The 22,918-nt window shown below is 72.3% G+C and carries 17 protein-coding genes and 1 tRNA gene; 12 read left to right on the top strand and 6 right to left on the bottom strand.

What is annotated here, in order from left to right; genetic code table 11:
• Window positions 1-1,293: 1,293 nt before the first annotated feature.
• Window positions 1,294-1,764 carry a PEX11 family protein gene (locus G446_RS0107380; RefSeq protein WP_026409678.1) on the bottom strand — a complete coding sequence of 157 codons (471 nt, stop codon included), beginning with the start codon at window positions 1,762-1,764 and terminating at the stop codon, window positions 1,294-1,296.
• Window positions 1,765-2,005: 241 nt separating this feature from the next.
• Between G446_RS0107380 and ispF the strand changes: the two genes are divergently transcribed.
• From ispF to G446_RS0107360, 4 genes are all read left to right on the top strand, one after another.
• Window positions 2,006-2,617, top strand: coding sequence for a 2-C-methyl-D-erythritol 2,4-cyclodiphosphate synthase (gene ispF / locus G446_RS16580; RefSeq protein WP_084779072.1), 612 nt, complete (start codon window positions 2,006-2,008; stop codon window positions 2,615-2,617).
• A 202-nt stretch (window positions 2,618-2,819) separates the two neighbouring features.
• Window positions 2,820-4,436 carry a cysteine--tRNA ligase gene (cysS, locus tag G446_RS0107370; protein WP_026409677.1) on the top strand — a complete coding sequence of 539 codons (1,617 nt, stop codon included), beginning with the start codon at window positions 2,820-2,822 and terminating at the stop codon, window positions 4,434-4,436.
• A 43-nt stretch (window positions 4,437-4,479) separates the two neighbouring features.
• Window positions 4,480-5,481, top strand: coding sequence for a 23S rRNA (guanosine(2251)-2'-O)-methyltransferase RlmB (gene rlmB / locus G446_RS0107365; RefSeq protein WP_026409676.1), 1,002 nt, complete (start codon window positions 4,480-4,482; stop codon window positions 5,479-5,481).
• A gap of 173 nt (window positions 5,482-5,654) precedes the next feature.
• Window positions 5,655-6,896, top strand: coding sequence for a hypothetical protein (locus tag G446_RS0107360; RefSeq protein ID WP_026409675.1), 1,242 nt, complete (start codon window positions 5,655-5,657; stop codon window positions 6,894-6,896).
• Between the two features lie 83 nt (window positions 6,897-6,979).
• Here G446_RS0107360 and G446_RS0107355 read toward each other — a convergent pair whose 3' ends face one another.
• Window positions 6,980-8,365 carry a DUF4032 domain-containing protein gene (locus tag G446_RS0107355; protein WP_026409674.1) on the bottom strand — a complete coding sequence of 462 codons (1,386 nt, stop codon included), beginning with the start codon at window positions 8,363-8,365 and terminating at the stop codon, window positions 6,980-6,982.
• Window positions 8,366-8,565: 200 nt separating this feature from the next.
• Entirely contained in the window at window positions 8,566-9,693 is a 1,128-nt protein-coding gene (locus tag G446_RS0107350; protein ID WP_026409673.1) for an ABC transporter ATP-binding protein, read from the bottom strand.
• Between the two features lie 223 nt (window positions 9,694-9,916).
• Here G446_RS0107350 and G446_RS16575 point away from each other — a divergent pair, with 223 nt between their 5' ends.
• The 3 genes from G446_RS16575 to G446_RS0107335 all read left to right on the top strand — a co-directional run bounded on the left by G446_RS16575 (window position 9,917) and on the right by G446_RS0107335 (window position 13,131).
• On the top strand, window positions 9,917-11,953 hold the full coding sequence (locus tag G446_RS16575) for a serine/threonine protein kinase (RefSeq protein ID WP_051285751.1): 2,037 nt from the start codon (window positions 9,917-9,919) through the stop codon (window positions 11,951-11,953).
• 131 nt (window positions 11,954-12,084) lie between these two features.
• Entirely contained in the window at window positions 12,085-13,014 is a 930-nt protein-coding gene (locus tag G446_RS16570; RefSeq protein WP_051285750.1) for a DsbA family protein, read from the top strand.
• A 41-nt stretch (window positions 13,015-13,055) separates the two neighbouring features.
• A tRNA-Thr gene (locus G446_RS0107335) sits at window positions 13,056-13,131 on the top strand.
• 111 nt (window positions 13,132-13,242) lie between these two features.
• On the opposite strand, the gene G446_RS18710 is transcribed toward G446_RS0107335, so the two are convergent.
• On the bottom strand, window positions 13,243-14,811 hold the full coding sequence (locus G446_RS18710; RefSeq protein WP_051285749.1) for an ATP-binding protein: 1,569 nt from the start codon (window positions 14,809-14,811) through the stop codon (window positions 13,243-13,245).
• A 1,254-nt stretch (window positions 14,812-16,065) separates the two neighbouring features.
• On the bottom strand, window positions 16,066-16,602 hold the full coding sequence (locus G446_RS20305; RefSeq protein WP_169721274.1) for a CPBP family intramembrane glutamic endopeptidase: 537 nt from the start codon (window positions 16,600-16,602) through the stop codon (window positions 16,066-16,068).
• Window positions 16,603-17,193: 591 nt separating this feature from the next.
• On the opposite strand from G446_RS20305, the gene G446_RS0107320 reads away from it, so the two are divergent.
• Window positions 17,194-18,279 (top strand): hypothetical protein, encoded by a 1,086-nt coding sequence (locus tag G446_RS0107320; RefSeq protein WP_026409671.1) that lies wholly within the window; start codon window positions 17,194-17,196, stop codon window positions 18,277-18,279.
• A gap of 24 nt (window positions 18,280-18,303) precedes the next feature.
• Here the strand turns inward: G446_RS0107320 and G446_RS16560 are convergent, their stop codons facing one another.
• Window positions 18,304-19,017: a nucleoside/nucleotide kinase family protein gene (locus G446_RS16560; RefSeq protein ID WP_034469598.1), complete on the bottom strand. Its 714-nt coding sequence runs from the start codon at window positions 19,015-19,017 to the stop codon at window positions 18,304-18,306.
• A gap of 97 nt (window positions 19,018-19,114) precedes the next feature.
• On the opposite strand from G446_RS16560, the gene G446_RS0107310 reads away from it, so the two are divergent.
• The 4 genes from G446_RS0107310 to G446_RS19240 all read left to right on the top strand — a co-directional run bounded on the left by G446_RS0107310 (window position 19,115) and on the right by G446_RS19240 (window position 22,630).
• Complete coding sequence (locus tag G446_RS0107310) at window positions 19,115-20,269, top strand: hypothetical protein (RefSeq protein WP_026409670.1); 1,155 nt, start codon at window positions 19,115-19,117, stop codon at window positions 20,267-20,269.
• A 311-nt stretch (window positions 20,270-20,580) separates the two neighbouring features.
• Complete coding sequence (locus tag G446_RS0107305) at window positions 20,581-20,829, top strand: MFS transporter (RefSeq protein ID WP_245574625.1); 249 nt, start codon at window positions 20,581-20,583, stop codon at window positions 20,827-20,829.
• 137 nt (window positions 20,830-20,966) lie between these two features.
• Complete coding sequence (locus tag G446_RS18705) at window positions 20,967-21,785, top strand: AlbA family DNA-binding domain-containing protein (RefSeq protein ID WP_156916568.1); 819 nt, start codon at window positions 20,967-20,969, stop codon at window positions 21,783-21,785.
• The gene (locus G446_RS19240; RefSeq protein ID WP_169721273.1) at window positions 21,713-22,630 is read left to right on the top strand and encodes an ATP-binding protein; all 918 of its coding nucleotides are present in this window, start codon (window positions 21,713-21,715) and stop codon (window positions 22,628-22,630) included. The genes G446_RS18705 and G446_RS19240 overlap by 73 nt, the downstream gene beginning before the upstream one ends.
• Window positions 22,631-22,918: the final 288 nt, after the last annotated feature.

Below are 22,918 nucleotides of genomic sequence, written 5' to 3'. Positions count from 1 at the left end.
AGCGGCGGTATGACGCCACTTCGAGGGCCCGGAGCGCCACCGGCCCCGGGAGCACCCCTCCGGACCGGCCAGCACGGGGCCCAGAGTAGCACATAGTGGCGGAATCACGCCGAGCGCCACCGACGGCCCCCAGAGCCCTCCGCGCGCCGACTTCCAACCAGGTTATGCGGAAAGGTCGGCATTGAAACGCCTTACTGCAAACGTGCAACATAACGCCCTGTTCGCTATACCGTCCCACCAGCCACAGCAGCACCTTCAACATCAGCCGGTCCGACCCCGCCGAGGCCATCCCGCACCCGGTGGAACCCGACGAGACTGCCGTCGGATATCCCGACGCATCGAGAACCGCCCTCCGTGCGGTGACCAATTCCGGTGCGCGCGCATTCACAGGAATGCGATGCGAGAGCCTTTCTCGTCCGGAACGGCAGGAACCCCTTAATGCGGCGGTAATTCCCCCGAGATTTCCCCGCCGGCAGTCCGTCCAGGAATCCTTCTGACGAGGAAGGCCCGGTGAATGGGTGTGGCGATGGGAAGAGGCGCTGCAGAAGATGGGAGTGTGAATCGGTCGGCAACCAGGTATGTCGAATCGAATGCCGTTTCCACCGGTCTCGTGTGTCATATCCGTCGGCTTTGCGTGTCATATTCGCCGGTCTCGCATGACTTCTCCGCCGGTTTCGGCGACGATTGATGGGAGATGAGGAGAGGGGCGCGGCCCGCGGGTCGGGGACCGGTGTCCCGGCCCGCGGGCCCTCGTCGTCGAGGAACCCGACCCCCGGATGTCCCAAACCCGGGAGGAAGTTCCTCCTTCGCCGGGACGGCGGCCGCGGGCTCCCTTGGACCCGTGGCCGCCTCGGAGATGGGACCGGTCATCGGGCTCCCCAACCCTGGCGGCGTCCCCCGCCCGGCGGTGAGTCATATGCAACCCGTCGGACCTGGGGGTTCTCCTGACGGGCGCCTGGGAGGGGGCCGGGAAACGAGACACACTCGTGCAACGGCGGACGGGCCGCGAGACGGGGCCGTGACCCGGAACGGTTCGGGTCCTGGACGGCTGGACGGTCCAGGGCGGGAGATGGCGCTCTGGGAGGATCGTTCCGCCCCGCACTCGATCGCGCCGCCGTCGCAACCGCGGAATCACGCGGAAATCGCCGGGCGCATCCGAGGTGCCCGTCCGAACGATCCTCCCGGAGCGCCAGAATCAGGTCCCGCCCGGATTCCCCGCCCCCGCGGTCCGGTCGGCGGGGTGTCCCACGGGCGCGTGGCCCGCGCCGACGGCCACCCGCCCCCGCGGACCGGTCACAGGGTCGTGCCCAGCAGCCCCATGAGCGCGAGGACGACGCCGCCGAGGGCGACCGCGCCGCCCAGCCACTGCAGTGGGATGAAGAACAGGGAGTTCCGGTTGCGCAGCCGCCGCTCGATCGTCGGCCTCTGCCGGGCGACGATCTGCTCGACCTGCTGCGCGGCCTCGGCCTCGTCGCGCGGCGCCGCCGCCCCGGGCTCGACCTGGAACGAGCCCTCGCGCACCCGCCGCCACAGGTCCTGGCGCAGGTCCTCCACGTATCCGCCGGCCTGCTGCCTCGGGCGCGCCACATTGAGCCAGTACCCGAAGACCGCGCAGGCCGTGCCGCCGAGCAGGAGGCCCGCGCCCAGGGACACGGTTCCGGCGGGGCTGTCCGTTCCGTTCTGGCCGGTCAGCCCCATGACCGCCGCTATGCCCAAACCGATGAGGAGGAAACCGATAATGCCCCACCCGCGCCAAATGATCATGACGGCAGCGTAACCGAATCGCGATGCCCACGCCCAGAGGGTGAAAAAGGATGAAGATCACCCGTTCCGGCAGAAATGTGGGACGTCGCACGGTCGCGGCGGAGACCGGGCCCGGGCGCGTCCCGGGCGTCCGCGACGGGACGGGCGGAGTCGTTCCACGTGAAACAACCGGACCGCGCGCCCCGCGCATCCGCACAGCCCCATTGCGGGCCCGTTGCCGGCATGGGGCACACTGTCGGCCATGACACAGCCCGACGACACCCCCGTCCCCCCGCCGCGCAGGCCCACGGGCTCCCTCGCCGGTGGCGGAGGCCCCGAGGGGTCCGCCCCCCCGCCGTGCGAGCCCGCGGCGCCCGGGGGCGCCCGCCCGCCCCTGCCGCGCACCGGCGTGGGCGTCGACGTCCACGCCTTCGCCGCCGAACCCGGCGCGCCCCTGCACCTGGCCTGCCTGACCTGGCCGGGCGAGCCGGGCCTGGAGGGCCACTCCGACGGCGACGTCGTCGCCCACGCCTGCTGCGACGCCCTCTTCTCCGCCGCGGGGCTGGGGGACCTCGGCTCCAACTTCGGCACCGCCGAACCGCGGTGGAAGGGCGCCTCCGGGGCGGTGCTGCTGGCCGAGGCGGCCCGGCGCGTGCGCGCCGCCGGCTACGAGATCGGCAACGTCGCCGTCCAGCTCGTCGGCGCCCGGCCCCGCGTCGCCGCCCGCATGGCCGAGGCCCGCGACGCCCTGTCGGCCGCCGCCGGGGCCGACGTCTCCTTCTCCGCGACCACCACCGACCGCCTGGGATTCCTCGGGCGCGAGGAGGGCCTGCTCGCCGTGGCGACGGCCCTGGTCCACCCCGTCGGCCAGTAGGTGCGGAGGGGCGGCCTGCGATTTCGGGGGTGAGCGAGGAGCAGTGGGACGTCGGCGCAGTGGGCGCGGAGGGGCGGCCCGACGGCGCCGGGCGGACGGCGGCCTCCGCCCGATCCCGGCCGGCGGCCCCGGCGGAACGGGGTCCGGCCGCCTGGCGCGACCCCCTCCCGGTCCCAACCGGGCGGGCCGGTAGTCTGGCCCGGTGAGCACCCAGACCGCCTCCGCGCCCGCCCTGCGCCTGTACGACTCCGCCGCCCGCGCCGTCGTCCCCCTGGCGCCCACCGTCACCCCCGGGACGGTCGCGATCTACCTGTGCGGCGCCACCGTCCAGGGCTCGCCCCACATCGGCCACATGCGCTCGGCCATCGTCTTCGACGTCCTGCGCCGCTGGCTCGAAAGATGCGGCCAGCGGGTCAGCCTCATCCGCAATGTCACCGACATCGACGACAAGATCCTCGCCAAGTCCGCCGCCGCCACCCCTCCCGAGGCCTGGTGGGCCTGGGCCCAGCGCCACGAGCGCGAGTTCGACGCCGCCTACCGGGCCCTGGGCGTGGCCGCCCCCACCTACGAGCCGCGGGCCACCGGGCACATCCCCGAGATGCTCGACCTCGTCCGGCGCCTGCTCGACGCCGGCCACGCCTACCGCGGCGAGTCCGGCAACGTCTACTTCGACGTGGCCTCGCTGCCCGACTACGGCTCGCTGACCCACCAGCGGCTGGAGGACCTGGCCACCACCGAGGACGAGACCCAGATCGACGCGGCCGTAGAGGCCGACAAGCGCGACCCGCGCGACTTCGCCCTGTGGAAGGCCGCCAAGCCCGGCGAGCCGGCCGACGCCGCCTGGGACGCCCCCTGGGGCCGCGGACGGCCCGGCTGGCACCTGGAGTGCTCGGCCATGAGCCGGCGCTACCTGGGCGACGCCTTCGACATCCACGGCGGCGGCATCGACCTGCGCTTCCCCCACCACGAGAACGAGCAGGCCCAGTCCCACGGCGCCGGCTGGGGCTTCGCCCGCCACTGGGTCCACAACGCCTGGGTCACCGTCAAGGGCGAGAAGATGAGCAAGTCCCTGGGCAACTCGCTGACCGTCGCCGAACTGCTGAGGATCTACGACCCCGCCGTCCTGCGCCTGGCGCTGGGCACCGTCCACTACCGCTCCACCGTGGAGTTCTCCGACGAGACCCTGGCCGACGCCGCCGCCCTGTGGGAGCGCCTGAGCGGCGCCGTCGTGCGCGCCCGGGAGGCGGTCGACGGCGCCCGCGGCCCCGGCGGCCCCGACGCCGGTGGGCCCGACGGCGCTGACGGAGCCCGCCCCGGCGGTGCGGCTGGCGTCGGCCCCGGCGGCCCCGCCAGCCCCGACGGCGCGGCCGGCGCGGTGGACGCCCCCGCCGAGGCGGTCCGCGCCCGCGCCCTGCCGGCCGAGTACGTCGCCGCCATGGACGACGACCTGGGCCTGGCCGGCGCCATGGCGGTCATCCACGCCACCCTCAAGCGGCTCAACACCGAGCTCGCCGCCCCGGCCCCCGACGCCGGCGCCGTCGCCGGGGCCGCCCTCGACCTGCGCGCCCAGCTCGACGTCCTGGGCCTGGACCCGCTCGCCCGGCCCTGGCGCGACCGGGTCCTGGGCGCCGGACCGGGCGGGACCGGCGGCGCCGCCACCGCCGCCCTGGACCGCCTCGTGAGTGCCCTGCTCGACGAGCGCGCCGCCGCCCGCGCCGTCAAGGACTGGGCGCGCGCCGACGCCCTGCGCGAGCGGCTCGCGGCGGCCGGAGTCGTCGTCGAGGACGGCGCCTCCACGGCGCGCTGGCACCTGGCCTGACATCGACCGCCGGCCCGACCACCGGCCCAGAAAGGACCGCACCATGCCCGGAAACGAGCGCTACCCCGGCGCCAGCAGGCGCCGACCCGGAAAGAAGAAGGGCCCCACCAAGGGCTCGGGCGGCAACCGCCGTCAGGGGCTGGAGGGCAAGGGACCCACGCCCAGGGCCGAGAATCGCGTCGGCCACCCCAAGGCGCGCGCCAAGGCCCTGGCCGAGGCCCGCGCCGCCCGGCCCACCCGCGCCAAGCAGCTGGAGAAGATCCGCCGCCGCTTCGAGGTCCCCGAGGGCCACGAGATCATCTGCGGGCGCAACGCCGTCGCCGAGGCCGCCCGCGCCGGCGTGCCCATGAGCCGCGTCTTCATGGCCTCCTCCTCCGCCACCGACGACCGCCTGGGCGCCGTCGTCCGCCGCGCCACGCTGCTGGGCGCCCCCGTGCTGGAGACCACCAAGCTCGACCTGGAGGCCCTGACCGGGGGCGCCGTCCACCAGGGCGTGGCCGTCGAGATCCCCGCCTACGAGTACGTCGCCGCCCGCGACCTGCTCGAGCGCGCCCTCGCCGCCGGGCGCACGCCGCTGCTCGTCGCCCTCGACCAGATCACCGACCCCCACAACCTCGGGGCCGTCCTGCGCAGCGCCGGGGCCTTCGGCGCCGACGGCGTCGTCATCGGCGAGCGGCGCTCCGTCGGGGTCAACGCCACCGTGTGGAAGGTCTCGGCCGGGGCCGCCGCCCGGGTGCCCGTCGCCCGCGAGACGAACCTCGTGCGCGCCCTGACGATGCTGAAGAAGGAGGGCTGCTTCGTCGTCGGGCTCGACGGGCGCAGCGAGGAGGTCGTGGACGACCTCGCGCTCGCGGACAGCCCGCTGGTCCTGGTCGCCGGGGCGGAGGGCGCCGGGCTCTCGCGCCTGGTGCGCCAGACCTGCGACACGGTCGTGTCGATCCCCATCTCCCGGACCGTGGAGTCCCTCAACGCCGCCGTCGCCACCGGGATCGGCCTGTACGAGGTCGACCGGCTGCGGCGCCGGGCCCGCCCGGGGCGGGACTGAGAGCGGGAGGCCGGGAGGCCGACGGCGGGCCGGGGTCGCCGACCCGCCGCCCGGCCGATCCGCCCAGGGCGCAGGGCGCGCTCCGCCCGCGGGCGCCCCATTGCTGACACAATGGGTCCGATCGGGCCCCGGCGGCCGGGGCCCGGCGCACCGTCACAACGAGGAGGGCACAGATGGCTCAGGACGCCACCCAGCGCTGGAACCGTACCGAGGGCGTGCTCGTCGCCCCGGGATCCACGCCCGACGACGTCGCCGCCCGTCTGCGCGAGCGCGCGGTGGTCGCGCGCCTGGAGTGGTACCCGGCCAGCGCGCACCTGCTGAGCATCACCCTGCTGTCGGACGCCGAGGGCCGCGTGGCCGTCACCCCGCCCAGCCGCGGGGGCGTCGTGCCGGGGATGGGGGTCTCCGAACTGGCCGAGGGCCTGGCGCGCGAACTCGGCGCGGACGCCACCATCGGTCCGGCGTCGTTCGACGCCCTGCCCGAGGACGTCGAGCTGCCCGAGGTGAGCACCGGCCCCTCGCCCATGTCGCGCACCGTCGTCGTCTCCCCGCTGAGCGCCTACATGGTGCCGCTGCAGGCGACCCTCCTGGAGCGGCCCCTGGCCGTGGCCTCCGCGCCCGGCATCGACCGGCGCATCGTCATGTACTCCGGGGAGGGCGCGGAGCTGGGCGCCTTCGGCTGGGACGACGAGTCCCTGCCGGCGATCATCTTCCGCGTCGACGAGCGCGACATGACCGTGCGCGCCGTCCTGACCGGGGAGTCCGAGGACGACGCCGTCTACTCCTGGTCCATGACCTCGCGCTACGTGTGGGGCGGGGTCGAGGAGCCCGGGCCCGCCCTGTCCGCGCTCGTCAACGAGATGCTCACCGACTCCACGGACGCCTCGCTCATCGCCCGGGCCGTGCCCGACGCCGACGTCGAGGCGGCGACCGCCGCGCTCGCCGTCGAGGGCGTCGAGGGCCTGGCCCAGATGCTCGCGGCGCTCGGGCTGCCGGCCTGGGTGGAGTCGGTGCTCACCGGTCGGCTCGCGCCCGTGGAGGTGCCGGGCGTCGTCGTGCACGAGCCGCGCGGGCTGTCCAATGCGGTGGGCCGCAGCGTGGGCCTCATGCTGGCGGACCCCTCCGTGCCGGGGTCGGCCTTCTGGCAGTCCTACGTGCGCGCCGTGACGGAGACGCCGTGGCTCGTGCGCGCGGGGGCGGCCCTGGAGGCCGGGCTCGGCGGCGCCCTCATCGGGGCGGCGATCCGGCGCCGGGGGCGCACCGGGCGCCTGCCGGGCGGGCTGATCGCGGTGGGGGCGCTGCTCATGGTCGACGCCGTCGCCGAGACCTCGCTGGCCTCGTGGACGCGCCACAAGGAGCTGCGGCGCCGCGCCGACGAGGAGATGGCGCTGGTCGCCGAGGAGCTCGGGGCCTGACGCGGGGCCGGCGGGGCGGCCGGGGGGCCCGGCCGAGGGGCCCGGCCGAGGGGCCCAGGGGCCCGGCCGCGCGGGCCCCGGCCCTACTCGCCCTTGAACTTCATGCCGGCGGTGAAGCCCATGGGGTTGAGCGCGTACTCGTCGGCGGTGGCCTCATCGCGGGCAGCGAATTCGGCGTCGTCGGCCGGCACCTGCTCGTGCTCCTCCTCCCCGCCGTCGAAGATGGCGGCCATCTCCTGGGTGTCGCCCAGGGAGAGGTAGGACTGCTCGTCGCGGTGCTGGGGCAGCACGGTGCGCACGTAGTCCGCGACGGCCTCCTCCGTGGGCACGTCCCGCTGCTGGGCCTCGGACATGTACCAGCGGTGCTCCAGGACCTCGTGGAATATCTCCGCCGGCTCGATCTTGCGGCGCAGCTCCATGGGCACGGCCTGGATCGTGGGCTCGAAGACCGTCGCGAGCCAGGCGTGGGCGACCAGCTCGATGGGCTGGTCCTGCCGGCCGGTGTAGGCGCGGAAGGCCTCCAGGTCGTTGAGCATGCGCTGGCCCTGGCGCTCCTGGACGTCCAGTCCCGTCAGGCGCATGACCTGGCGGTGGTAGTGGCCGGCGTCGACCACCTTGGGCTGGATGGCGACCGTCGTGGTGAGCCCGTCCGCCGTCGTCTTCATGGACAGTTCGCCGACGTCGAAGCCGAGCTCGTTGAGCCGCTCCACGCGCTGGCGCACCCGCCAGCGCTCGTTGAGCGGGAAGGTCTCCTCGGCGGTCAGGACGTTCCACAGGTCGGTGTAGCGGGTGACGATGCGGTCGCCGACCTCGATGGTGTCGACGCTGGGCTCGAGCAGCGCCCCGGCCTGCAGGTCCATGAGCTCGCCGATGATATTGGTGCGGGCGATGTCGATGTCGTACAGGCGCTTGCCCTCGGTCAGGCCGTCCGTGTGCAGCTCGCCGGTCTCGGCATCGACGAGGTAGGCGGCGAAGGCCCCGGCGTCGCGCCTGAAGAGCGTGTTCGACAGGGAGACGTCGCCCCAGTAGAAGCCCAGCAGGTGCAGCCGCACGAGCAGGACGGCGAGGGCGTCGATGAGGCGGGTGGCGGTCTCGGGGCGCATGTACTGGCTGAACAGGGCCCGGTAGGGCAGGGAGTAGGCCAGGTGCTCGGTGATGAGCACGGAGTTGAGGGGCTCGCCGGACAGGTCGGCGCGGTCCGTGATGACGGCGGTGGGCGTCACGCACGGGGCCCCCAGGCGCACGAGGCTGCGCAGCAGCTCGTACTCGCGGTGGGCGACGGACTCGCCGATCTCCTTGACGGCGATGACGCGACCGGAGAGGTTGACGAAGCGCACGATGTGCCGTGACAGGCCGCGGGGCAGCGCCGCTAGCACCTCGGCGGGCCAGGCCTCGAGCGGGACCTCCCACGGCAGGTCGAGCAGCGCGGGGTCGATCGTCGCCGCGGTGATCTGCATGGACTGGGGCATGGCGGCATTCTCTCAGGAAGTCGGCCGGGAGGCTCATCGAAGCGCGCCGGTGCCCGACGTCGTCGGCCGTGTCGGTCCGGAGGGTTGCGGCGGTGGTGTGGTACTGGGGCGGACGGCGGGCCCCGCCCCTCGGTGCCGAGGGGCGGGGCCCGGTCGTGGGGCGCGGCCGGCCGACGCCGCGCGCCCGTGCGATGGCGCCGTCAGGCGGGCAGGCGCTCGCCCGTGGAGGCGGAGAAGATGTGCTCCTGACCGGGGCGGATGCGGACGTAGACCGTCTCGCCCGGCTCCGGCGCGGTGCGCGGGGGAACGCGGACGATGATCTGGCTGGAGTCCTCGCCCGAGCCGAGCTTGGCCTCCGAGCCCTCGGAGCCGACCAGCTCGCCGTAGATGTAGGCGTCGGAGCCGAGCTCCTCGACGAAGGACAGGCGCACGGGGATGGACAGCTCGTCGGAGGCCGTGACCACGTCGAGGGACTCGGGGCGGAAGCCGATGACGACCTTGTCGTTGTCCTCGGGCTTGAGGGCGTCGAGGGTCGCGCGGGAGAGCTTGATCTTGGCGGAGCCGAGGGTGGCGACGTCGCCCTTGACCTCGAAGCGCCCCAGGTTCATGGCCGGGGAGCCGATGAAGCCGGCGACGAACTCGTTGGCGGGCTTGTCGTACATCTCGCGGGGGGTGCCCACCTGCTGGAGGACGCCGTCCTTGAGCACCGCGATGCGGTCGCCCATGGTCAGCGCCTCGGTCTGGTCGTGCGTGACGTACACCGTGGTAACGCCCAGCGAGCGCTGGAGCGAGGCGATCTGGGTGCGGGTCTGGACGCGGAGCTTGGCGTCCAGGTTGGACAGCGGCTCGTCCATGAGGAAGACCTTGGGCTTGCGCACGATGGCGCGGCCCATGGCCACGCGCTGGCGCTGACCGCCGGACAGGGCCTTGGGCTTGCGGTCGAGGTACTCGGTCAGGCCCAGGATCTTGGCGGCCTCCTTGACGCGCTTGTCGATCTCGGCCTTGGGGGTGCCGGCGATCTTGAGCGCGAAGCCCATGTTGTCGTGGACGGACATGTGCGGGTAGAGGGCGTAGTTCTGGAAGACCATGGCGATGTCGCGGTCCTTGGGCTGGACGTCGGTGACGTCCTTGTCCCCGATGAGGATGCGGCCCGAGTTGACGTCCTCCAGACCGGCGAGCATGCGCAGCGAGGTCGACTTGCCGCAGCCGGAGGGGCCGACGAGGACGAGGAACTCGCCGTCGGCGATCTCGAGGTTGAGCTGGTCCACCGACGGGCGGTCGTTGCCCGGGTAGATGCGAGTGGCGTGGTCAAAGGTCACAGTTGCCATGGGGCGTCATCCCTTCACCGGCGGTACGTGCCGGACGATCCATCGTGAAAGGTGCCGAATGCGTGTCCGCATTGACACATGCGAGACCGGATCGGTGCTCACGGGCTCATGGTGTCATAGGACGAGGCTTTCCCGTAAGCATCCTTCTGTATGGACAGCGCTACCCGGGCGTGAAGCCTGCCACATGTCGAGGGCGGCCCCGGCCTGCCGGTACTGTGGCGCCATGACGCAGAACCCGGATGCTCGGCCCGCGACGCCGTCCTCTCTGGCCGGCCTGCGAGCGGGAGCGGATGTCGGCGGGTATCGGCTGCTGCGCCGCCTCGGCGCCGGCGGCATGGGCGTGGTGTGGGAGGTGGCCGACGCCGAGGGCAACCACGTGGCCATGAAGATCCTGCACCCGCAGATCGCGGCCGACCCCATGGCCCGCCGTCGTCTCGATCGCGAGGCCAATGTCCTGGCGCGCGTCAAGGACTCCCGCGTGGCCCGCATCCTCGACATCGAGACGGGCGACGGCGCCGACGGCAGCGGCGTGACTTTCGTCATCACCGAGCTCATTGACGGACCCACCCTGCAGCACGAGGTCGACCACGAGGGCGCCTACGACCTGACCACCGACGCCCGCGACCTGGCGGACCTGGCCCACGGGCTGGTCGACTCCCTCACCTCCGTCCACGCCGCCGGCGTCATCCACCGCGACCTCAAGCCCTCCAACGTCATGCTCGGCGCCCAGGGGCCGGTCCTCATCGACTTCGGCATCGCCCAGGTCGCCGACGACGTCCGCCTGACCCAGACGGGCCAGGTCACCGGAACCCCCGGATTCATCCCGCCGGAGATGCTCGACGGCGGCGAGCCGACCCCCGACGTCGACTGGTACGCCTGCGCCGGCGTCCTCCTGTTCGCGGTGACGGGGCTGTCCCCCTTCGGGTCGGGCCCCTGGCAGGCCGTCTTCCGCCGCGTCTACGCCGGCACCCCCGAGCTGGGCGATCTGGAGAGGACGTGCCCCGCGCTCGCCCGGGCCTTCACCGCGGCCCTGGCCCCGGAGCTCAAGGACCGCCTGTCCGTCGAGGACCTGCTCCTGGTCCTCGACGAGATCGCCGAGGGCGGCAGCGGCGAGGCGGCCCTGACGAAGGCGCTCGGCCCCGCGGCGCCCCAGGAGCGGGACCGCGGCGCCGCCTTCGGCTCGGCCGGCTCGGCCGGCTCGGCCCCCGAGACGCCGTCGGGCGCCTACGGCTACATGAGCGGGCCGGTGCGCCAGCACCCCGGTCCGGGGCCCGGGATGCCGTCCTCCTCGGCGTCCTCGGCGTCCTCGGCGTCCACCGGATCGGGCCTGCCCGTCTCCTTCGCGCCCGGGGCGGGGACGGGCGCGAGCGGAGGCTCCGTCCCCCCCACGTACTCCCCGGCCGCCCATTCCGCGCCGTCGGCGTCGTCCCAGGTCCGTCCCCAGCCCCAGATGCGCCCTCAGCCGCCGATGCGGCCCCAGCCCCAGATGCGGCCCCAGCCGCCGATGCGCCCTCAGCCCCAGATGCGGCCCCAGCCGCCGATGCGCCCCCACCCCCAGTCCCCGGCGCGGCCCCGGCCCCAGATGCGGCCCCAGCGCGCCGCGGCGGCCGGCTCGCCGTCGGGGGCCTCCGGGAAGGCGCTGGACTGGGCCCGCGAACCGGTTCGCCGCCCGGGCCTCGTCGCCTCCATCGCGGCGCTCCTGGTGGGCATCGGCATGGGCGCGCCCTCGTGGGTGGTGATCCTCGCCGGCTTCCTGCTCATCGTGGTCGGCACGGTGGGCAGGGCGGACGACGCCCGGCGCTGGCGGCGCCTGCGCCACGGGGGCGTGCGGCCCAACGACAACGCGCGCATGTGGGCCTTCCTGCCCAAGTACATTCTCGCCTCGCTCCTGTTCTCCGGCTTCGCCCTCCTCTTCGGGGGACTCCTCTGGGCCCTTGTGATCAGCGGCGGCGGCTACGTGCTGGGGCTCCTGAACAGGTCCACGCCCATGCTCTTCAGCACGATGTCGACGGGGCACCGCATGGGCCTGCTGGGCGGACTGGCGACCGCCCTCTACCTCCTGGTGATCTGGTTCGTTCCCTGGGGCGCGCCCAACCGGCGGGGGGCGGCCCACACGATCGAGGTCGTGACGAGATCGGACTCGGCGCGACTGGTGCTCGTCGTCGTCATACTGGCGGCGGCGCTGGGATTCCAGATCCTGTTCCTTCTCGACGCCCTGCCCTGGCAGACCTTCGAGCCGATAATCAGCGCGATGCCGTAGGGCCTTGGCGTGAGGCAGGACGCACCGGCCGGGGGAGGACTTCGGGCCGAATGCCAGGCACAATGCTCAAGATGCATGATGACGGATGGTTGAACGCTCGTCCGTCGGCACAGTTGATCTGAGGAGAGCCAGTGGCTTCGAACACACCGCGTCCCACGAAGGCCGAGCGCCGCGCCGCCGCGCGCGCGAAGGCACAGGCGCTGCGTGAGGAGCAGGAGCGCCGGGAGCGCCGTCTGAAGATCACCCGCCGCGCCCTGCTCGGCGGGGGGGTCGTCGCGGCCGTCGGCGGCACCGCCGCGCTCGTGGTCGTCTCGCGGCGCGATGCCGTCGCCGGCGACCCCCGCATCCCCAAGGGCGTGGGGGGCGACGGCTCGCTGACCTACGGCGCCGCCTTGACGCCGGGCAGTGTCAACGAGGGCGCCCCCGTTCTCGACGTCTACTTCGACTACGCCTGCCACTTCTGCGCCAATTTCGACACCCTGCACGCCGACGAGATCAGCCGGCTGGTCAAGGACGGGAAGATCACCCTGGCGCTGCACCCCTGCAAGATCCTGGACCAGGACTGGACCGACATCGTCATGAACGCCATGGGGGTGGTGCTGGACGAGCAGCCCGAGATGGCGCTGACCTTCCACAACGCCGCCCTCGCCCTCTTCTCCGAGATCTTCGCCTCGCGCGACGCCGGCCGCCAGACGGTCGACGAGCTCGCCGACACCGCGAAGAAGGCCGGCGTGTCCCAGGACGTCGTCAAAGCCTTCGAGAAGGCGGTCAAGGACAACTCCTACGGCAAGTGGACCGAGGCCGGCACCAATGCCTTCAAAGACAAGAAACTGAGCGCGACCCCGACCGTCTTCCTCGCCGACACGCAGCTCAACCTGCAGGCCATCGCCACCGCCACCGCTCTGACCGAGGCGGTCGCGAAGCTGCCCGCCGCCACCGCGACCCCGACCGAGGCCGCCTCCGGGGCGCCGACCGGCGCCGCCACCGAGACCCCCGCCGAAGGCGGTGCGGAGGGCGGTGCCGGGGCGCCGGCCGCGCCCTCCCCGGAGCCGGCCGAATAGGTTCGCATCCGCCGGCGAGCCTGTAGGCTCGTTCGTGCACCGCCGCGTTAGCTCAGTCGGCAGAGCGGCTGTCTTGTAAACAGCAGGTCATCGGTTCGAACCCGATACGCGGCTCCACTGGAACGGCGGAATACCGCCGGAGAACCCGCACGCCCAGCGGGCCGGCGCACCGGTCCGGGCCTCTGCCTCTGAACCGCCGCTTCTGCTGAGAAGGACTCAGTGCGGGCGTCAGTCCGTCCGGCCCTCAACGGGCCGACGACGGTACGTCGTCTCCTTGTGCCCCTGCCCGCCGACCATCTCGACGAATCCGGCGCCGATGAGGTGCTGCAGCGCCCGGCGCAGCTGCTGAACGGACAATCCGGTCGCGCGCTTGAGGGCGCTCATGGAGTGGGAGGTGCTCAGGGCGGCCCACACGGCGGGGGCGTTGCGCGACAGCGCTGCCAGGCCCTCCGGCTCGGCGGCGTCGGCGGCCCGTTTGTCGGCCGGCACGTTCGCGGGGGCCGGCTGGGGCAGGTCGGGAAGAAGGCGCCGCTGAGCGTCGGTGAGCGTCTTCGGAGAGGCCTGGCGGGGCGAGGTGGAAACGGGGCGCCGCTGGGTGCTGGCGGGGGAACCCGGAAAGATCGGGCGGGGTTGCTTGGAGCGGCCGCGCCGCTGGACGCCGGAGGCCGGGGTGGGCGGGGCGATGCGCCGGGGGACGCCCGACGGCGGAGTGCCCGCGGGGGCCTGGCGCTCCGGGTCGGCGGAGCCGGAACGCTGTCGAATGCCCGACGTCGGGGTGGGCGGGGCGGTGCGCCGCTGGATTCCGGAGGCCGGGGTGGGCGGGGCGGTGCGCCGGGGGACGCCGGCGGGTGGAGTGCCGGGGGATCGGCGCGGTGCGGGGGCCTCTTCCGCCGCCTCCTTCTCCTCCTCCGCCGCCTCCGGCGCCGCCTTCTTCTCCTCCGTCGTCGCCGTCTCCGCCGTCTCCGTGGCGGGCCACCGCAGGATCGCCGTGAAGCGGACCCCGGAGTCCCGCAGGATCGGATCGGGCAGGTCGGCGCGGGCGGCGGCGTCGCGCACCTCGCGTATACCGCTCTCGTCCGTGATGAGGCGGGCGCCGTCGGTCGTGTGGAGGTTCTTGCAGATCTCGTACAGGACCGGGTTGACGGCGCACTTGGAGTCGGGCCGGCCGAGCGCGTCCTCGGTGATGCCGCGCAGGCCGCCGGGGCTGGTGATGACGAGCGTGCTGCCGACCACGCGGAGTTCGATCCTCTCGGCCTCGGTGGCGGCGTCGAGGTTGCGGTGGACCAGGGCGTTGACGAGCAGTTCGCGCACCGCCCACATGGGCAGGACCGGGGTCTCGCGGCTGTCGCCCAGGTCGTCGCAGCGAATGCTGGTGGGGGTGTTGCGGGCGATCCACGGCATGGCGCCGTCGAGCAGGTCGGGGATCGGGCCGGTGACGTGGATCAGGTCGCGGGTGCGCTCCTTGGCCCCCACCGGCATGAGGACGGCGGCCGTGATCCCGAGTGAGGGCCGGTAGCGCTGCGGGTTCTTCCCCATGGCGTAGATGCCGGCGAGCGTGACCTCTCCGCTGGGCGCTATGACGCCGGCGGCGCGCAGGACCTCGGTGTCGTCCAGGGCGGCCAGACGGCGCGAGCGGCTCCGGCAGCTCGTGAGGTAGTCCCTCAGGAGCGTCGGGTCGAGCGCTTTGAGGGAGGTGCTGCGGATCGCCTCGGTGTCCGGGTGCGCGGGGTCGAGTCGCCGGGTTCTGGCCAGCTCGATCTGGGCGATCAGGGTGCTGACGTCCGAACTGTCAGTCATACGGTTGAGAGTACGACTCTAACGCCTCATTCGATAGTAGGAGTCCCAGTGTGTGGGCAGCTGATCGTTCGAGCGCAGTTTCCCCGGGGAAGAAGGGGCCGGTGAGGCGCGAGGGACGAGTGATGGCATAGATGCATGGTGGGAGGAATGGGCGATGAGCAAAAGACAAGTGTGCTTGATTCTTGTAGAGCCATCGCAGTGCGCGTGGTAGCCGAAGGGCGGAGAGTCTGATGTTAACGACGGTTATGAACGGGGCCCGCCAGTCCCTGGGGTCGGCCGACGGACTGGCCGAGACCGTGGGCGCGCCATCACCGCGCGAGAAGGGGCGAGTGGGACGTCGGTGGTGGACGATGAGGCGGTCGGACGGGGCCCGACGACGGCGCCCGCCCCGCTCCGTGTCCCCCCCCGGGCGATGGGGGGCGTGCGGTGGCCGCCCTCACGGCCGCGTCGACGGAGACCGTGTCTCCCGGGCGATAGGGGGCGTGCTGCGCTCCACGCGTGAGGAGAGCGCCCGTCTGCGCGTCCCGCCCCGGGGACGTGGCGCCGGTGACGATCAATGGTGCTCACCGCCGTCCTCCCGCGCGTCTCCGCTCCCGCCCCTGGGGGAGTCGGCCGTAGTCGGCGAGGTCGGCCTGCTGGTCGTGATCCCGCCCTCGCCCCGGTTCGCGCCGCCCGGTCTGGATGCCGGCGTCGTCGGACAGCCCGTCACCCGGCTCCTCCGGGTTCGCGCCGCCCGGCCGGCACGGCCCCGGGGCCGAAGCGGGTGAGGCGGCCCGGTCGGGGCCTGCCGCGGCCCCGCCGCCGCTGTCCGAGCCGGCCCGGCCCCCCGCCCCGACCGCGAGTCACTGCGGCCCCCGCCATCGCAGTCCGAACTCCAACCACTCCCGGGCGGGAGCCTCACAGGAACCGCCACCACGCCAGGGGACGCACCCGGCGCCCCCAATCCGCGAGATCGCCGGGTAACCCGCGAGCACGTCACTTGACCCGCGAGCACGTCTGCCAGAGTGACGTGCTCGCGGGTCAAGTGACGATCTCGCGGACCGCGGCGCCCGACGCCGCCGCGCCCCGGGCGTCGAGATGCGCGTTTCACCCTCGAGAACGACGGCTGGACCACCGTGGTCCAACCGCACATGAATGGTCCAAGGAGAACGCCGCCATGAACCCGCCGAACAACCTTCCGGGCCCGCGGGAGCCCGGGTTGGGTTGAGAGCTCTCGCTCTCTGTCCGGCACTATCGCACCGGCGGCGCAGGATCTTACTGGGGTGCCGTCTTGGCCGGCGTCTCGAAGCCGAGACGTCCTCGAGTCGTAATGAGCGCTATGGCGGCAAGGACCGCCATCCCCGCGGTGGCGGGCCAGATGGGCTCCTGCTGGCCGGTGACCCCGGACCACGTCGCCAGGGCCCAATTCATGGAGTTGTGTGCCAGGATTGCCAACAGGACCGAGCCGTGCGCCAAGTTGGTGATCCAGGACATGACGACGGCGCCGGTGATGGTGAAGGCGAAGAAGCCGAGAACATCGGTCACATTGTTGTACGGAGTGTCCCACGCCGACACGAAGAACTGGGGCAGGTGCCAGCCTCCCCAGATGACGCCGAGCACGACGGCGGCCTGAAACGGACGAATACGCTCCTGCAGGACGGGCAGGGCGAAGCCCCGCCATCCCACCTCCTCCTGGATGGGGCCGCCGATGAGGAAGACGACCCCCTGGATGAGGGGGCCGATCACCACGGCCGGACCGACGAAGGATGGGGTGCCCGCCTCCTTGCCGGGCAGCACGGCCGAAGCGATCATAATGGCCGCGGGTATCGCAATGAGGGCCAAGGCGTATGACACCGGTGGAACGTGCCACCGCTTGAATGAGGAAGTCCAGGCGCGCAACGAACCGGTTGTCAGACGAGTCATAATGAGTGAGGCGAGAAATGGTCCGGCCAGTAGCGCCAACTGACCCACCCCCGCCGCTGCCGGTTTATAAGACTCCGCGGGAATGAACTTTTGCAAAGGGATGAAGGGCACCCAGAAGATCCACGATCCCGTATAGGCGAGGACGACGAATCCCGTCAGCGGATGAGATCGCAACCAGCAAATCATCAATACTCCTTCGTATAACCGCCGGCCACCTGGCGCAAGTCCAGGTGTATTCCAGGGGTCGGTGAGGCCGATCGGATCAGAGGGTAGTTCAGCGGGTGCGATTGCGCCAACTCGCCGCTGGACGATTGCGTCCAAGGGGATCGTCGCCGCCTCTTGTCGGGACTGGGTCCGGACTGGGCTCGCCCGGGGCCCGGCCCCGCCCCGGCGGTCCGGCCCACCCGAGGTCCGCGCCGCGGTGTCCGCGAGGCGGTCACCACTTGTCTCCCGGGCGCGTCCGGCGGGTAATCTCGGCGCATGAGCCGACAACGGCGTTGCGCAGCAGCCCTCATCCTCTCCCTCATCCTCACGGCGGCCTGCTCGGGCCACAGCGCCCCGGGCGCCTCCGGGGCCTCGGACGCCCCGTCGTCCGCCTCCACTGCCGCGTCCTCGGCGGCCCCGACGAGCCCGGCCCCGGCCCAGACCCTGTCCCCCGGCGACTTCTCCTCGCAGGAGGGGTACGCGCTGAGCGCGGCCGTGAAGACCGCCGCGCAGTCCTCCCCCTCCGTCACCGACGTGCGGGTCACCCCCGGGGACGTCAATGAGATCGACATCACCCTCGCCGAGGGCTCGACGGCGCAGACGGCCGGCGACCTGCTGGTGTCGCTGCGCGGGAGCGTCGCCGCCGAGGCGGCCGCGTGCATGCCCGCGGAGTCCACCACCATGCTGTGCCGGGCCGAGATCCACATCGACTGGCAGCAGCAGGGCGTGAGCATGACCCTCATGGACGACCCCATCACCTTCGCCGGGGACGAATTCCCCGGCAGCATCGCCAATGCGCTCCAGGTCGCCACCGGAATGCTCGGGGACGGGGTGGAGCACGTCTTCGTCACCTCGCTCAACGTGGATGTGCGGCGCTCCGACGGCGTGGCGGGGATCCGCACTGACCCGCCCGCCAACGGCCTGACCGGGGCCTTCAGCCTGATGCAGGTGGCGCAGGTCGGCGACCTCACCGTCCAGCTGGAGATGGTTCCGGGCTCCACCGCACTCTCCCTGTCCCTGGGGGAGATCGCCAGTCTGGCCGAGAAGGACTGGACCATCCTCAGGGTGAGCCCCTCGAACCCGGAGATGGGGACTCGGGTCGTGCTCAAGGGCCCGACCACCGACGCCGCCACGACGTCGGGCCTCATCCAGTGGGCCCAGAGGAACTGCGGCTCGCTGGGGCAGATCTCCTTCGGCTCCGATGACACCAGCGGCAACAGCAGCGGGCGCTCCGTGGCGTACTACTGCGACAACGGCTCTTTGCGGGTCGTCTCCGACGGCGAGCCGGGGCAGACGTCGAACGGGCCGGACGAGTACGACGAGGAGCTGGCGCAGAGCCTCCTGGACCAGGCGGGCCACTGATCGCGGGCGGGGCCGCCGGCCCGCTCAGGCGCGGGAGGACGGCCGGGCGGCCGGGTCGCCGTCGGGCTCGAGCCGCCAGATCTCGTCGCAGCGGTCGGCGCTGGCGGCCACGAGGCGGGCGTTGGGCACGTCCACGGCCCGCACCCAGTGCGCGGCCGCCACGTGGGAGCGGCCGAAGCCCTTGTGACGGGCGATGAGCCGGCGGATCAGCTCGTCCTGGGCGACGTCGAGCATGACGAGCAGGTCGATGCGGGCCCGCGCGCCCTCCCAGCCGCCCGATTCCAGCGCCAGGTAATTGCCCTCGGTGAGGACGACGCCGCTGCCGGCCACGCGCGCGCCCGCGGCGACCGGCTCGTGCAGGTCGCGCCGGTAGACTGGGACGAGGACCTCCGCGGGCAGGCCGAACTCGTCCAGCCCCCCGACCCGGTCCAGCGCCGCGAGATAACCGGCGACGTCGAAGGTGTCCGGGGCGCCCTTGCGGCCGTGGCGGTCCAGTTCGGCCAGGACGGCGTTGGACATGTGGAAGCCGTCCATGGGAACGCACCCGGCGAGCAGCCCCCGGGCCGCCAGCTCGGTTTCGACGCGCTCGGCCAGGGTCGACTTGCCCGACCCCGGCGCTCCGGTCAGTCCGACGACGAGCCGCGGCGGGGCGCCGTCGGCGGTCAGACGGACGGTGAGGCGCTCGACGAGTCCGGCCACGAGCGCCTGCGCGGTCCCGGTGCGTTCAACAGGAGTCATGGATGGATTATGAACCGTATCACCGTGACCGCGCCGAGGTCCGGCAGTGGGAGAAGGGCCCATGCGGCGACCCGCCGTCCGGTTCTAGGGTGCGTCCATGAGCACGACCCATTCCAGCGAGCCGGATGCGGACCGGCCGCAGGAGGGCGCGCCGGCCCCGGGCCAGCAGCAGGAGGACGCGCCGCAGGCCCCCCGGGTCCCCGCCCGCGCCCTCTCCCGCTGGCGCCGCCCGACTCGGCGGGAGGTCGGCTTCCTCGCCGCCGGCGCGGTCCTCGGCTCCGCCCTCACCCTCGGCGGCGTCGCCCTGACCATGCAGCCCCTCTGGAGGCCGCCCGGCCCGGGCCCGCTGCCGGACCCGAACACCGCCGCCCGCGCCGCCGCCCGCCAGGCCCTCCTGGTGGCGGCGCAGAAGCAGCCGGTCCTGACGAATCTCGCCTTCGGCTCCGACGGCAGCGCGGCGGAGCGGACGCTCACCGCCACCGTCGCCGAGGGCGCGGGCGCGGACGACATCGCCGCCGCCTACGGGGCCATCGTCGACGAAGCCTCCCCCGCGCTGGGATCGGCCGGGATCCAGTACCACCTGGAGCTGACCTGGCCGGTGAACGGACTGGTCATCGGCGTCGAGGCGAACATCGAGACCTGGGGCGTATCGGACGGGCTGCGCTCCCAGCTCATCATGGCGGCCGCGGCCGCCGGTCAGGGGCCGAAGACGGTCGTAGTGGAGCCCGGCAGCGTGACGGTGGAGCGCGGCGAGATCGCCGTCGAGAACCTGTCCACCGCGCGTCCCGGCCTGGAGCAGGACGCGGGCGTCGGCGCCATCAGCTACCGCCAGAGGGCGCACATCGGGCAGGCGGACGTGAACCTTGAGATCGACCCCGGCGTGGGGCGGCTCGACGGCGCCGACCTGGGCGCGTGGGTGGCCGTCGGTCAGGCGCCGGGCGTGGCCGCCCTCGACATCGACGCCGCGGACAGCGGCGTCTACGCCCACATCTTCCTGGCCGACGGCGCGGGCGAGGCGGAGCTGCGCGCCTCGGCGCCCTCGATCCTCGCCGCGGTCGGCGCGTGCCCGGGCATGAGCTGGGCGGAGATCATCGCCCCCGGCACGGGCCGGGGCGACGGTGTCTGCCTGCGCTACCTCCACCGGAACGGCGCGCTCGCGGTCAGCGGCGACACCACCTCGTCCCCGGCCAGCCGGGGCGCTCACGCCGACCCCGGGCTCGCGACCGAGCTCCTCGGCGAGGCGCAGGGCTGAGGCGGGGACCGGCGCGCCCGGGGCGGACGCCGGTGAGACGGCGCGGCGGCTGGGCGCGGCCCGGGGCCGGCGCGCCCGGGGACGGGCGGGGCCCGGCTCGCGAGAACAGGATGTGAGAACGCCGTTGTGGCGCGCGACGTATTTGTATTCCGGGGCTTGCCCGCCATGCTGCACGGCGTGAAGTTGCCCTCGTGCGCGATTCTTCCGACGTCAGCGGCAGCGACATCACGTTGAGCGCCCCTGGTCGCCCGTCGCGCTGGTGTCCGCCAACCTGTTCGTCGTCGCCTTCGGCGCCACCTGGGGGGCCGCTGGTGTGGGTGCTGCTCGGCGAGATATTCCCCAATCGGATCCGCGCCGGGGCGCTGGCCGTGGCCGCGGCGGCCCAGTGGGTGGCCAATTTCTTCATCTTCACCACCTTCCCGACCTTCTCCAGCATCAGCCTCACCTTCGCCTACGGCTTCTACGCCGCGTGCGCCCTGCTGTCGCTCGTCTTCGTCTTCTTCCGGGCGCCCGAGACCAAGGGCAAGGAGTTGGAGGAGATGGAGGACCTGTCGGTCTGACGCGCAGACCATCACCAAAACTGTCAAACATACAGTCAGACTCACAGAATTGCTGTTAGCATGGCTGTATGTCTGACAGTCTCGACCTTCCCGCACTCATTGCGGCTCTGCGGCGGTGAGGCGGGGACTCCACGACGATCGAGGTGAAGTCGGCCCGGGAGGGCTGCCCCTCGCTTGGCCCGACTCTCTGCGCCTTCGGGAACATGCCCGAGGGCGGTCTCATCATCCTCGGCCTGGACGAGCACAACGACTTCATCCCCGTCGGCCTGTCCGACGTCGCCACGCTCGAGCAGGGCATCGCCGGACAGGCGCGCGAGGCGGTGACACCGCCTGTTGCCTGCGCGTTCAGCACGCACAGCGTTGACGGCGCCGACGTCCTCGTCGTCGAGGTGGAGGGTATTCCGCTCATGAGCCGTCCGGCGCGATACCGGGGGTACGCCTACCTCCGTCAGAGCGACGGCGACTACCGCATGAGCGACCTCGAGGTTGCTCAGATCGATGCGCGGAAGGCGCATCGTCTTCACGACATTCCCCGCCCGGACGCTGAGCCCGTCGTCGGCACGAAAACAGACGATCTTGACACCGACCTCGTCGCCGTGTACACGGATGCGTCCCGTAGTGCCTCTCAGCGCCTCGCCTCCCGTACGTCCGAAGAGATCCTGCGGATGACCGGCGTCGTCACGAGTCTCGGCGAGCTCTCCCTGGCCGGCCTCTACGCGCTCGGCGCCTTCCCTCAGGGGTTCCGCCCCGCTCTCGGCGTCACCGCCGCAGTCCGCGCCCCGAGCCGCGGCATGCGCACCCGCGATCTTGTCCACTTCACGGCCCTGTCTCCGACCTTCTCGAGGACGCCATGCAGTGGATCCGTCGCAATCTTCCCACCGGCATGCGCTACGACGAGGCCGGCAACGGCCAGGACGCTCCTGTCCTCCCCCTGCGCGCCGTCCGCGAACTCATAGCCAACGCGCTCGTCCACCGAAACCTCGACGCGGCTACGGACACCAAACGCGTCGAGATCCGCATCGGCGAGGATAAGCTCGTCATCACGAGTCCTGGCGGTCTGGAGGGCGTCTCGGAGCATCAGCTCGGCCAGCCCGACGGTAAGAGCGCGGTCAACCCCCACCTCTATGATATCAGCAGGAGCCTCCGCACCTCCAATGGCGCCCGCGTCATCGAGGGCGAGGGCGGCGGTATTCGCGAGGTGCAGGAAGCCGTCGCACAGGCGGGCCTGCCGCCCCCGGTATTCCGCGACTTCGGAACGCGCTTCACCGCCGTTCTCAGTTGGCGGGAACCTTTCGAGACTCCAGCCGAGCCGCTCCTCGATGACGGGCGCCGCAATGTTCCAGCCGCTCGTCGAGATTCTCCTATTCGGTCACTCGAGAAGGTGTTGCGTCACGCTCCGGTCATTTGGTCGGCGCTCGAGACTCCGCGTAGTATAGCGTCTTTGCGGAAGACGACGGGACTGTCTTACCGGCAGGTTCAGTGGGCGGTTCAACGCCTTCTCGACGAAGGCTTCATCGAGATGGTCGGCGGCCAGGGACGCAGGGCCACGGTCTACAGGCGCATCAGTGAGCCTTTCTCACCAGAACCGATGGCTCAGGGGCCAGGATCGGCGCGATGGTGCGGAAAGGATGGGTGTGGAGTGGGGGTGGTGCGCACAGGAGCCGCACACCTAGCTTTGCCCCGAACTTTTCCGCGTCATCACGCCGATCCCGGCCAGCCCAGGGGTCTTCCTGGTGAGAAAGGCTCAGTACTCTCTAGAATGACCTGTCATGGGCCAGTATCCCCTTTTGAGGTGTGGTGATGCGACCATTGGGCCTTTCTCGTCAGGAGTTGTGGTCCGCGGGTCCGGATCGGCTCAGTGATGGGAACGGGCGGGCGCGGAGGCGGTGCGCATGGGGCTCCTGGGGCGGTCCGGGGCGGGGGCGTGTCCAGATCTGCTGCAAAGGCGTTCCGGGCCGGGAGAAGCGGCGAATGAAAGCGCGGAATATCAACGGTTCTTCTCGCGAGCCCCGGCTCGATCCGGGCCTTTGCAACAGATTTGGACAAACGGCGCCCCCGCGGACCCCTGCGCGGACGGCGGCCGCGGAGA

It is taken from the genome of Actinomyces dentalis DSM 19115 (assembly GCF_000429225.1).
Taxonomy (GTDB): Bacteria; Actinomycetota; Actinomycetes; order Actinomycetales; family Actinomycetaceae; genus Actinomyces; species Actinomyces dentalis.
This window is presented reverse-complemented; position numbering and strand designations above follow the sequence as displayed.

What these genes read in the sequence shown, in the direction of transcription:
- G446_RS0107380 (WP_026409678.1), bottom strand. Translation starts at nt 1,764, where the DNA reads ATGATCATTTGGCGCGGGTGGGGCATTATCGGTTTCCTCCTCATCGGT.
- ispF (WP_084779072.1), top strand. Translation starts at nt 2,006, where the DNA reads ATGACACAGCCCGACGACACCCCCGTCCCCCCGCCGCGCAGGCCCACG.
- rlmB (WP_026409676.1), top strand. Translation starts at nt 4,480, where the DNA reads ATGCCCGGAAACGAGCGCTACCCCGGCGCCAGCAGGCGCCGACCCGGA.
- G446_RS0107360 (WP_026409675.1), top strand. Translation starts at nt 5,655, where the DNA reads ATGGCTCAGGACGCCACCCAGCGCTGGAACCGTACCGAGGGCGTGCTC.
- G446_RS0107355 (WP_026409674.1), bottom strand. Translation starts at nt 8,365, where the DNA reads ATGCCCCAGTCCATGCAGATCACCGCGGCGACGATCGACCCCGCGCTG.
- G446_RS0107350 (WP_026409673.1), bottom strand. Translation starts at nt 9,693, where the DNA reads ATGGCAACTGTGACCTTTGACCACGCCACTCGCATCTACCCGGGCAAC.
- G446_RS16575 (WP_051285751.1), top strand. Translation starts at nt 9,917, where the DNA reads ATGACGCAGAACCCGGATGCTCGGCCCGCGACGCCGTCCTCTCTGGCC.
- G446_RS18710 (WP_051285749.1), bottom strand. Translation starts at nt 14,811, where the DNA reads ATGACTGACAGTTCGGACGTCAGCACCCTGATCGCCCAGATCGAGCTG.
- G446_RS20305 (WP_169721274.1), bottom strand. Translation starts at nt 16,602, where the DNA reads ATGATCGCTTCGGCCGTGCTGCCCGGCAAGGAGGCGGGCACCCCATCC.
- G446_RS0107320 (WP_026409671.1), top strand. Translation starts at nt 17,194, where the DNA reads ATGAGCCGACAACGGCGTTGCGCAGCAGCCCTCATCCTCTCCCTCATC.
- G446_RS16560 (WP_034469598.1), bottom strand. Translation starts at nt 19,017, where the DNA reads ATGACTCCTGTTGAACGCACCGGGACCGCGCAGGCGCTCGTGGCCGGA.
- G446_RS0107310 (WP_026409670.1), top strand. Translation starts at nt 19,115, where the DNA reads ATGAGCACGACCCATTCCAGCGAGCCGGATGCGGACCGGCCGCAGGAG.
- G446_RS19240 (WP_169721273.1), top strand. Translation starts at nt 21,713, where the DNA reads ATGCGCTACGACGAGGCCGGCAACGGCCAGGACGCTCCTGTCCTCCCC.